Origin of the sequence: Rhodococcus sp. EPR-134, from assembly GCF_001647205.1 — a bacterium.
Lineage (GTDB): Bacteria > Actinomycetota > Actinomycetes > Mycobacteriales > Mycobacteriaceae > Rhodococcus_F > Rhodococcus_F qingshengii.
Window position 1 is genome coordinate 1 of sequence record NZ_LVCT01000345.1, and the last position, 9,965, is coordinate 9,965.

Here is a 9,965-nt window from a genome sequence, read left to right on the forward strand (position 1 = left end):
GTCTTTCTCTCCCAACTGGATACGTTCGAAATAGATCGGTCAGTTCACGCGGAGTGCGGGCGGAAGAACCCGCTCGACCCACTGGGTTGCCTGCTCGAATGCGTAGGCGAGTTGGAGTACGTCCAAGTCGGCTCCGTGCCGACCGATGATCTGGATACCCATGGGAAGCGAACGATCGTCGAAGCCGACCGGCATCCCCGCAACCGGAACCCCGGCCATCGTCCAGGGAACAACCGTCTCCATCCACCGGTGATACGTGTCCATCGATCGGCCGTCGACGGTCTCGGGCCAGTGAGTGTTCTTGTCGAAAGGAAACACCTGAGCACTCGGCGCGAGAATGTAGTCGTAGGTTTCGAACATCTTGGTAATGGCCGACAGCCAGCCGTTGCGGGCCTCCGCGGCCTTGGTCACGTCGAGAGCCGACAGTGTGACCGCGTGCTCGAGTTCCCACAACAGTTCGGGCTTCATCAACTCGCGCAAGCTCGGATCGTTGTACTGATCGATCAAGCCGAGCTGTGCCCACCAACGCCACCGCAAGAACAGTTGCCAGATGTCCTCGGGTTTGAAGTCGGGAAGCGCCGCCTCGACGCGGCACCCCAACTGTTCGAAGACCTCGAACGAGGATTCGCACAACTCGAGAACTCCAGGTTCGGTTGCCAGGTAACCGTTCCAGTCACCGACCCATGCGATCCGAGAGCCCTTCAGATCACGTGCGAGGCTTTCGGTGAATACCGCGGGATCCTCACGAATCCCCAACGGTGCATAAGCATCCGGCCCCGCCATCGTGGAAAGCAGGTGAGCCACGTCGGTGACGGTTCGGCCCATCGGGCCCACAACAGCGCCCTGAGCGATGAATCCCGTCTCCGGTATCCGACCCCAGGATGGTCGAAACCCAACAACGTTGTTGAATGCCGACGGGTTTCGGAGCGAACCCATGTAATCGCTTCCGTCAGCCACCGGCAACATGCGGAGCGCCAACGACGCTGCGGCGCCACCGCTGCTACCGCCGGCAGTGCGCGAATTGTCGTACGGCGACACCGTCGTACCCCACACCGGGTTGTACGTCTGGGATCCGAGCCCGAACTCCGGTGTGTTCGTCTTGCCGATCACAATGGCACCGGCAGACCTGATCCGCTTGACGAACAGTTCGTCATCTTCGGCGATTCGGTCCGCGAACATCGGCGACCCGGACGTGAACGGCAGACCCTTGGCTGCCGAAAGATCCTTCACCGCATGCGGAAACCCGTGCATCCAACCGAGATACTGCCCACTCGCCAACTGCGAATCACGCTCGCGCGCCTCCGCCGTCAACGCTTCCCGATCCCGCAATGCGACGATCGCGTTCACCGCCGGGTTATGTAATTCGATCTGATCGAGGAAGCTCTCCATCACCTCGACACACGACACTTCACGCCTGCGTATCAGACCACTGAGCGTGACCGCATCGGCCATGACGAGTTCGCGATTCTCGGGCGCACCGGAAACGCTCTCGTCGACAGGGTCAGCAGCATGAACCATCGTGAATCCTTTCAAGCAGTGAAGTGGGGTACGCCGCGGCGGACTCGCCGCCACTGTCGAGGTTTCCAGCGAGGTTCTTGCCTACTACTGACCGAGATCGACGATGGCAGCGACTGGGCCGCCGCCCTCGGGACCCTGGTGCGCTGCCGATACCGAGACGAACACTGCCGGATCGCCGGTGACAGCTGCCGTGACTCCGCCGACACACGACTTGATCTGGCGGTGCCAGTGCACGTCGGAGTCGTCGAGCATCGCATTACGACGGCCACGGACCGTTCCGTCCTGACTGGCCTCGCACTTCAAGAACACGTTGACGAGTTGACCGTCCAGGTCGCTCGAGTGCGGCCGCTCCGGAAGTTCGAGTCCGGCGTCACGGATCGCCGCCCAGATGCCGTCCTGGTCGAGCGGATCCTTCATCACGCTGTGGCCGATCCGGTAACGTCCGCCGACGCCACGTGCGTTACCGACGACGACGATCTGCGCGCGGTCCAACTCGACGCCGGACGAGCAGGATGCGACAGAGGAGAAGAGTTCGCGGCTGTGCATGACATCCTCGTCGGTCGGCATGTCGATTTCGCCGAGCGCAACCGCGATCCCCAGAGCCGTTCCGCCGTTGGACAGGTCCATCGACTCATGAGTCTGTTCGGTCCACACAGTCTTGCCGCGGCTCTTGGCGTCACGGATGGTGTGAATTGTCAGCAACGGAGTCTTGGTCTGTACGTAGTGCACGTCGGCGGGATCGGTGATGCCGGCATTGGCCATCGCGTCTTTCACTGCCGCAGCAACTTTGGTGATCATGGCCGTACGGCCGATGTCCTCGGGCAGCAGTTGCTCACTCATGGCGACACCCACGGTCAGGCGCGGCTCGTCGGTCTTGGTGACCTTGTCTGCCGGCACGGTCGCGAAGATCGTCGCGTGCGGGCTGATCACGCCGTCCGTGCCGCCGGACCAGACGATCGGCACCTCCGCCACTTCTTCGGGGCTGCGATTACCCTTGGCGGAGAGAACCTCTCGGAACGCTCGGTCCGCGATGATGCGCGTGTAGTCGTTGACGCCGCCGTTACCCTCGGTTTTGCCGATGACTGCAATGACGCGGTCGGCCTCGAGGACACCGTCGTCGATCAGCTTGGCGAGCTCACTGGCGTCGGAGACGCTGTGTAGCGGAACCTTACGGACCTCGATTGCTTCGGGCATTGGCATCTCCTTGTATAGGGAATCGTGGAGGCAAAATTGGGCCTTGACAGCTCCGGGCGCCCAGTCCAGCCGAGCGGTTCGGAACTGCCGTGTCGACCACGCTATGACGACTCGAACCCATCGGCATCGTCAATACTTGCCCAAACGAAAACCGCGATTGGTTATTTCGACTCCGAATCACCGGTTGTGCGCCGCCCCATCGGTTCTCACTTACGATTCGACCATGGACACCACTGTTGTCGACCATCCGCTGGCGGCATCGCTGCTCACGACCATGCGCGACGCTCGCAGCGACAACGCAACGTTCCGGTCCGCCTTGCGCAGACTGACCCATATGTTGGTCTACGAGGCCATGCGCGGCGCAGAACTGGAACAGTTCGACATCGAGACGCCAGTTGCTCCGACGCTGGGGGTGCGGCTGGCGAATCCACCACTCCTGGTCCCGGTCTTGCGAGCGGGCCTCGGCATGGTCGAACAGGCGAGTGCCCTCATTCCGCAGGCAGGCGTCGGTTTCGTGGGAATGGCACGAGACGAGAAGACACACCAGCCGGTTCCGTATCTGGAGTCCCTGCCTGCTGATCTGTCGAGCACCCCCGTCTACGTCCTCGATCCGATGTTGGCGACCGGTGGATCCATCGTCCGCACAATCGATCTGCTCATTGCACGCGGAGCCACCGATGTGACTGCAATATGTGTCGTCGTGGCTCCGGAAGGGATCGAAGCACTGAAGAACTCCGGACATCCGGTCCGGCTCCTCACAGCGAGCATCGACGACGGCCTGAACGAAAATGCTTTCCTGATACCTGGACTCGGAGACGCGGGCGATCGCCAATTCGGGCCGCGGTAGTTGGCAGACATACGGAGAACCGCTCATTCCGAGAGGCTATTTTCGTCAACTGTTGACAATGTTCACTGCGAGATCGAGCGTAGTCTCGCGACATGGATAGATCTGCCAAATATTCGAGCGAAGAGCTTCAACATTTGCCAGAAGGTGGCGACTACAGACTCACAGTTCGGGATGTCCTCGAGCTGCCCAGTCTGCGTGGAGCCGAAGTCCTTGCCGGGCACGGGGGCTTGCGCCACCTCGTTCAATCGGTGAACGTGATGGAAGTACCGGACATCCTCGCTTGGGTGAAGCCGAACGAGTTGTTAGTGACAACCGGGTTCCCGCTGCGCTACGGGCGAACCGGCGAGCTTCTCGACGACACAGATCTCAGTGACCTCGTCGACGGTCTTGCACGTCGAGGAGTCGCGGCACTTGCCGTGAAAACGGGCCGTTATCTCGACGAGCTGCCCGAGGCGATGCTGCACATGGCAGAGCAGCGAGGGCTTCCGCTGTTGGTTCTTCCCGTCACCGCGGGATTCGACGAGGTGATCTCGGAGGTCTTCACCAAGTTGGTGGCGAAGCAGTCCGCGGCACTCGACATTGCCGATCGACTTCACCGCTCGTTGACGTCGATCGTCTTGGAAGGTGGCGATCTACCTCAGATTGCCGCAGAATTCGCCGCGCTTTTCGACGTCAGCGTTCTGATCTGCTCGCCGGACGGAAGGGTATTGACCGAGGCCGGGGATTCAGCCGCGCTGAATGCGCTTCCGTTGTTCGAAAGCACCGGTCGGTTCCTGACCGAGCGGGTCGCCGTCGGTTTACAGAACGCGCCCAAGGGATTTCCCGGCCAGTTGGCGCTCACCCGAGTGGTGGCCGGCGGCACCGACCACGGCCGGATGGTGGCGTACGCCGGCACCCACGAACTCGGCGCAGTTGTCGTTCAAGCGCTGGAGCGAGCGGCCACCGTTGCCGCGCTGGCCGTCACCAAACAGCTGGCAGTTGCGGCAGTGGAATCCAAGTTCCGCGGAGACTTCCTCCGCGACGCACTGATAGGCGAAGCCGGCTCGCCTGCGGAAGTGAGCGCGCACTTCACCCAGTTGGGGTGGGATGTCACTCGTCCACTTGCCGTTGTGGTTGCAGAACTCGACGTCGATCACCCGGAATCCCAGCACGCGAATTCCACTCGCACGGACCAAGATCGACTCAGCGACGGCTGGCAACAAGTGGTACGAACACACGAGCGGACGGCGCCGTCCGTCGGGTTTCGACACGAGGTGGTCACGCTTTTCCCGACCAGCACCGACCGTGCGGTTCGGGACATCGAAGGGTTGGTGCGCAAGGTTGCCGGCGATCGCACCAGCGGCCGCCGATCCTTCAGCACGGGAGTGAGCCGGGTGATCTACTCCCTGGCCGATCTACCCGCGGCCTACGACCAAGCCTGTACAGCCGTGGTCGTCGGCCGACGTATCAACGGGCCGGGGCAGATCGCACACTTCGACGAACTCGGTGTACACCGACTCCTCTCGCTCCAGACGGACAAGAGCGAACTGCGTTCGTTCACCGATGACGTTCTGAAGTCCTTGTCGGCGGACAACGCCGAAGCCGCTGACCTGCGTCTGACACTCCAGACCCTGCTCGACTGCAATTGCAATGTCGCCGAGGCCTCCCGGGCGCTGCACATGCACTACAACACTTTGCGTTACAGAATCGGAAAGCTGGAGAGCGCCGTCGGATCGTTCACCGACGACCCCGTCCTTCGATTGAACGTCTCACTCGCCCTGCAGGTCATGAAGATGCACGAAATGTCATGACTTCGCACGATATGAGCTGACAGAACGTCCCGATAACGTTTCGATACAACCGCAATCGCGCCGCCCGGTGAGCGTTCGTCACTTCTTACCCACCACTGACACCCGTCGTCGGCAAGGTTACCCATGTGCCGTTCACCGGTGCCCGCTTACGGTTCGAAAGACGGGCCGCACATACCTCCTTCAGTGGCCCTGGCCGGTTTCTCGGTCCAGCGGACCGGAGTCGACCGAACTACGGAGGCCTCAACCACCAACTGGCTCAGCCAATTACACCAGAACACGGCGGTGCGACATGAACTCGACTTCGAAGCCTCACAACACAAGTGCTCGTAGTGGTCCGTTACACGACGTGATAGTCGTCGACCTCACGCGCGCACTCGCGGGTCCTCACGCGGCAATGATGCTCGGCGATCTGGGTGCCGACGTGATCAAGGTCGAATCACCTCACGGCGGCGACGACACCCGTGGGTGGGGGCCGCCTTTTGTGGAGCCCACGTTGGAACCACCGAACACACAACGGGAATCGACGTATTTTCTGTCCACGAACCGGAACAAGAAGTCGATCACGCTCGATCTGAAATCCGACAGTGGGCGCGCGACCCTCGAAGATCTCGTCTGCCGCGCCGATGTTCTCATGGAGAACTTCCGCACCGGAGTTCTCGATCGACTCGGATTCTCGACCGAGCGGCTGGCCGAACTCAATCCTCGACTGATCGTTCTGTCCATCAGCGGTTTCGGCCACGACGGCCCGGAAGGCGGTCGCGCCGGCTACGACCAGATCGCCCAGGGGGAAGCCGGACTCATGTCGCTGACCGGCTCGAGTCCGGACGACGTTCAACGAGTCGGAGTTCCGATCGCCGATCTTCTCGCCGGAATGTACGGGGCGTTCGGTGTCGTCGCGGCTTTGAAGGAACGCGAACAGACGGGGAAAGGCCGCGTTGTCCGAACGTCGCTCTTGGCCAGCGTGGTCGGTGTTCACGCGTTTCAAGGAACGAAGTGGACCGTCGCCGGTGAGGTAGGCACAGCGCAGGGCAACCACCATCCCTCCATCGCACCGTACGGACTCTTTCGTACCGGCGATGGCGCAGTGCAGAGCTCGGTCGGCAGCGAAAGCCTGTGGAGAAGATTCTGCGAAGGATTCGACCTCGACCCTGACGCCCCGGGTATGGCAACAAACGCCGAACGCGTCGAAAATCATTTCCAGGTCGTCGAATTGATCGAACGTACCTTCAAGCCGTACTCGCGTGACGAGCTTCTGACCGAACTCGACCGCATCGGAGTACCGGCAGGACGGGTTCGGACGATCTCCGAAGTGTACGAATGGGAGCAGACCCGATCACAGGGATTGCTCGTCGACGTCGACCACAGCACGCTCGGAAACATCACACTGCCCGGTCCACCGCTACGATTTTTCGATCCGGACGGAACCGAGGTGACGGAGACCCGCCACACTGCACCTCCGGTTCTCGGTGAAGACACTGACGAAATCATGTCGTGGCTACAAGGATTCACCCGATGAGCCGCCTGACGGCTCGCGACTTGCTCGACCTGGTGATCGATGCCGGCACCTGGGAGTCGTGGGATACCCCTCCGATTCCCGTCGCGACCGACTCCGACTACGCCGAAGCACTTCTGCGGGCCCAGGAGAAGACCGGGCTCGACGAGTCCGTCCTGACCGGAAGCGCCTCCGTCCGAGGCCGCCGTGTGGCAATCATCGTCTGCGAGTTCGGTTTTCTCTGTGGTTCGATCGGCGTGGCGGCGGGAGAACGCCTCGTCGTCGCCATCCGTCGAGCCACCCAAGAGCAGCTGCCCCTTCTTGCGCTTCCCACGTCCGGGGGAACGCGTATGCAGGAGGGGACGACGGCGTTTTTGCAGATGGTCAAGATCACCGCGGCGCTCATCAAGCACAAAGAAGCGCACCTGCCCTACATCGTCTATCTCCGAAACCCCACCACCGGAGGCGTATTCGCGTCCTGGGGATCACTCGGTCACGTGACGATCGCGGAACCGGGGGCCCTCGTCGGATTCCTCGGCCCTCGAGTGTTCGAGGCCTTGTACAACTCACCTTTCCCCGCCGGTGTCCAGACAGCGGAGAACCTTCACGAGCACGGACTCATCGATGCAGTGCGGCCGCCAGACCAGCTCGCCGAAATCGTCGAACGCGCATTGCGCATCATCACCGGGGCGCATCGTGGGTACTTATTGCCCAGTGACCCGTGCTCGTACGATTGCCCACCCGATACGTCGGCGTGGGAATCCGTCGTCGCATCCCGGCGCGAAGACCGACCGGGGATACGGGAAGTGTTGCTCAATTCCGCCTCGGACATGCTCCCGCTCAACGGAACCGGCCAAGGCGAGAACGATCCCGGCATCATGCTCGCGCTCGTTCGCTTCGGCGACATGCCCTGCGTCCTTCTCGGACAGGACCGGCGCGGACAGACTGCTCACTCCCCACTCGGCCCCGGCGCTCTGCGGGAGGCTCGGCGAGGGATGCGGCTGGCCGCAGAACTCGACCTGCCGCTGGTGACGATCATCGACACAGCGGGCGCGGCACTGTCGAAGGAGGCCGAAGAAGGCGGACTGGCGGGCGAGATCGCTCGGTGCATAGCCGACATGATTTCACTCGAGGTCCCCACCATTTCCCTCCTGCTCGGGCAGGGCACGGGCGGCGGCGCCCTGGCACTGATTCCGGCCGATCGAGTGCTGGCGGCCCGCCACGGTTGGCTCTCGCCCTTACCTCCCGAAGGTGCGAGCGCGATCATGTTCCACGACGTCACGCACGCGCCGGACATGGCAGCCGGTCAAGGGATCAGGTCCTTCGATCTGCTCGCGGGCGGCATCGTCGATCGGGTCATCCCCGAATTTCCCGATGCCGCGGACGAATCCGCCGCCTTCTGCACTCGCGTCGGAGCGGTACTGCACTACGAGCTGAGCGTGCTCAGTGCTACCGATGCGACTGAACGGCTCAACACCCGCACCGAACGCATCGACCGTATCGGCCTGGTCGAAGCCAGTACCTCCGTCTGATCGATCAGTACCCAGAACACCGGAAAGGCCGGACATCCTCCGCGGAGGATGTCCGGCCTTCGTCGATCGAGCACACTCAGCCAAGCGTCACGTGAGTTGCTTGGCGGGTTCCTCCCGATCGCCGCCGGGAGTCTTCGAATCCGGCTTGTTCGGTTCCGGATTCTTCGCATTCAGTTCCGGGTTCTTCGAACCGATGAACTGGCACAGGTGGTACATCCCGATCACGACGATGGTGCCGAGCGCGATGCCGCTGAGCGAGAACGTGTCACTGAACTTCAGGGCCGTGTCGCCGATACCGATGATCAGACCGGCCGCGATCGGCATCAGGTTGAGCGGATTGCCGAAGTCGACGCCGTTCTCCTTCCAGATCTTGGCGCCGAGAAGGCCGATCATGCCGTAGAGCACCACGGTGATTCCGCCGAGAACACCGCCGGGCGTCGCCGAGATGACGGCACCGAACTTGGGGGAGAAGCCGAGCATCATGGCGACGATGCCGGCAACCGCGTAGGCGGCGGTGGAGTACACACGGGTCGCTGCCATGACACCGATGTTCTCGGCGTACGTCGTGGTGGGCGAACCGCCGACGCTGCTGGCGATAGCGGTGGCGAAACCGTCACCGGCGAGCGCACGTCCCATGTACGGGTCGAGGTCGTCCCCGGTCATCTCGGCCACGGCCTTGACGTGGCCCGCGTTCTCCGCGATCAACGCGATGACACCCGGAAGGACCAGGATGATGAACGTGAGGCTGAACGACGGAGCGTGGATGCCGACGATTCCGTTGGCCTCGTCCGAGAACGGAGGAAGCCCGAACCACGACGCCGACTGCACCGAATCCCAGTTGACGCGGAAGTGCTCGGTGATCTGACCGGTGCCTGCGTCGTAGGAGGTGATCGTCCCCGAGACCCGGTCGAGGATCCAGGAGAGGACGTAGCCGAAGATCAGCGCCAGGAAGATGGCGATGCGCGCCATGAAGCCGCGTAACGCGATACTCATGACGATCAGGGCCACCATGACGATCAGGGCCACCCACTGGTCCTGCGGCCAGTACAGCCCCGCGACGACGGGTGCCAGGTTGAATCCGATCAACATCACCACCGCGCCGGTCACCACCGGGGGAAGAACCTTGAATACGACCCGGCCACCGAGGAAGTGGATCGCGATACCGATGGCCGCCAGGACGAGTCCGGACACCAGGATCGCGCCGGTCACCTCGGCGGACGTTCCGCCCTGGGCGCGAATGGCGGCGATACCACCGACAAAGGCCGCCGACGTTCCGAGGTAGCTGGGAATGCGTCCCTTGACCACCAGCAGGAAGAAGAGCGTACAGAAACCCGACATCATCACGGCAAGTTGAGGATTGAGCCCCATGATGATCGGGAAGACGAACGTCGCGCCGAACATCGACACCACGTGCTGGCTGCCCAGCCCGATGGTTCTTCCCCAGCTGAGCCGCTCGCCGGGAGCGACCACTTCACCCGGTTTGATGTTCTTTCCATCTCCGTGCAACGTCCAAATCGGCATGATGGGACCTTTCGTGCAGAGGAAGGTGTCCGAACGCTGAGTGTGCTCCAGCTCACAAAACACCGTGACTG

General features: G+C 62.3%; 7 protein-coding genes. 4 read left to right on the top strand and 3 right to left on the bottom strand.

What is annotated here, in order from left to right:
- Positions 1 to 39: 39 nt before the first annotated feature.
- Positions 40 to 1,518 (bottom strand): amidase, encoded by a 1,479-nt coding sequence (locus A2J01_RS15475; protein ID WP_064113047.1) that lies wholly within the window; start codon positions 1,516 to 1,518, stop codon positions 40 to 42.
- Between the two features lie 84 nt (positions 1,519 to 1,602).
- Positions 1,603 to 2,712, bottom strand: a complete 1,110-nt coding sequence (locus tag A2J01_RS15480) for a ring-opening amidohydrolase (protein ID WP_007735206.1) — start codon at positions 2,710 to 2,712, stop codon at positions 1,603 to 1,605.
- Positions 2,713 to 2,935: 223 nt separating this feature from the next.
- Here A2J01_RS15480 and upp point away from each other — a divergent pair, with 223 nt between their 5' ends.
- The 4 genes from upp to A2J01_RS15500 all read left to right on the top strand — a co-directional run bounded on the left by upp (position 2,936) and on the right by A2J01_RS15500 (position 8,373).
- Positions 2,936 to 3,559 carry a uracil phosphoribosyltransferase gene (gene upp, locus A2J01_RS15485; RefSeq protein WP_007735207.1) on the top strand — a complete coding sequence of 208 codons (624 nt, stop codon included), beginning with the start codon at positions 2,936 to 2,938 and terminating at the stop codon, positions 3,557 to 3,559.
- 92 nt (positions 3,560 to 3,651) lie between these two features.
- Positions 3,652 to 5,349, top strand: a complete 1,698-nt coding sequence (locus A2J01_RS15490; protein WP_064113048.1) for a PucR family transcriptional regulator — start codon at positions 3,652 to 3,654, stop codon at positions 5,347 to 5,349.
- 289 nt (positions 5,350 to 5,638) lie between these two features.
- Positions 5,639 to 6,865 (top strand): CaiB/BaiF CoA transferase family protein, encoded by a 1,227-nt coding sequence (locus A2J01_RS15495; RefSeq protein WP_064113049.1) that lies wholly within the window; start codon positions 5,639 to 5,641, stop codon positions 6,863 to 6,865.
- Positions 6,862 to 8,373, top strand: coding sequence for a carboxyl transferase domain-containing protein (locus A2J01_RS15500; protein ID WP_064113050.1), 1,512 nt, complete (start codon positions 6,862 to 6,864; stop codon positions 8,371 to 8,373). The genes A2J01_RS15495 and A2J01_RS15500 overlap by 4 nt, the downstream gene beginning before the upstream one ends.
- Before the next feature lie 87 nt (positions 8,374 to 8,460).
- Here A2J01_RS15500 and A2J01_RS15505 read toward each other — a convergent pair whose 3' ends face one another.
- Positions 8,461 to 9,894 (bottom strand): uracil-xanthine permease family protein, encoded by a 1,434-nt coding sequence (locus A2J01_RS15505; protein ID WP_003946008.1) that lies wholly within the window; start codon positions 9,892 to 9,894, stop codon positions 8,461 to 8,463.
- Positions 9,895 to 9,965 lie beyond the last annotated feature (71 nt).

Bases quoted from the DNA above. Each gene is read 5' to 3' on its own strand.
- A2J01_RS15475 (WP_064113047.1), bottom strand. From the start codon at position 1,518: ATGGTTCATGCTGCTGACCCTGTCGACGAGAGCGTTTCCGGTGCGCCC.
- A2J01_RS15480 (WP_007735206.1), bottom strand. From the start codon at position 2,712: ATGCCCGAAGCAATCGAGGTCCGTAAGGTTCCGCTACACAGCGTCTCC.
- upp (WP_007735207.1), top strand. From the start codon at position 2,936: ATGGACACCACTGTTGTCGACCATCCGCTGGCGGCATCGCTGCTCACG.
- A2J01_RS15490 (WP_064113048.1), top strand. From the start codon at position 3,652: ATGGATAGATCTGCCAAATATTCGAGCGAAGAGCTTCAACATTTGCCA.
- A2J01_RS15495 (WP_064113049.1), top strand. From the start codon at position 5,639: ATGAACTCGACTTCGAAGCCTCACAACACAAGTGCTCGTAGTGGTCCG.
- A2J01_RS15500 (WP_064113050.1), top strand. From the start codon at position 6,862: ATGAGCCGCCTGACGGCTCGCGACTTGCTCGACCTGGTGATCGATGCC.
- A2J01_RS15505 (WP_003946008.1), bottom strand. From the start codon at position 9,894: ATGCCGATTTGGACGTTGCACGGAGATGGAAAGAACATCAAACCGGGT.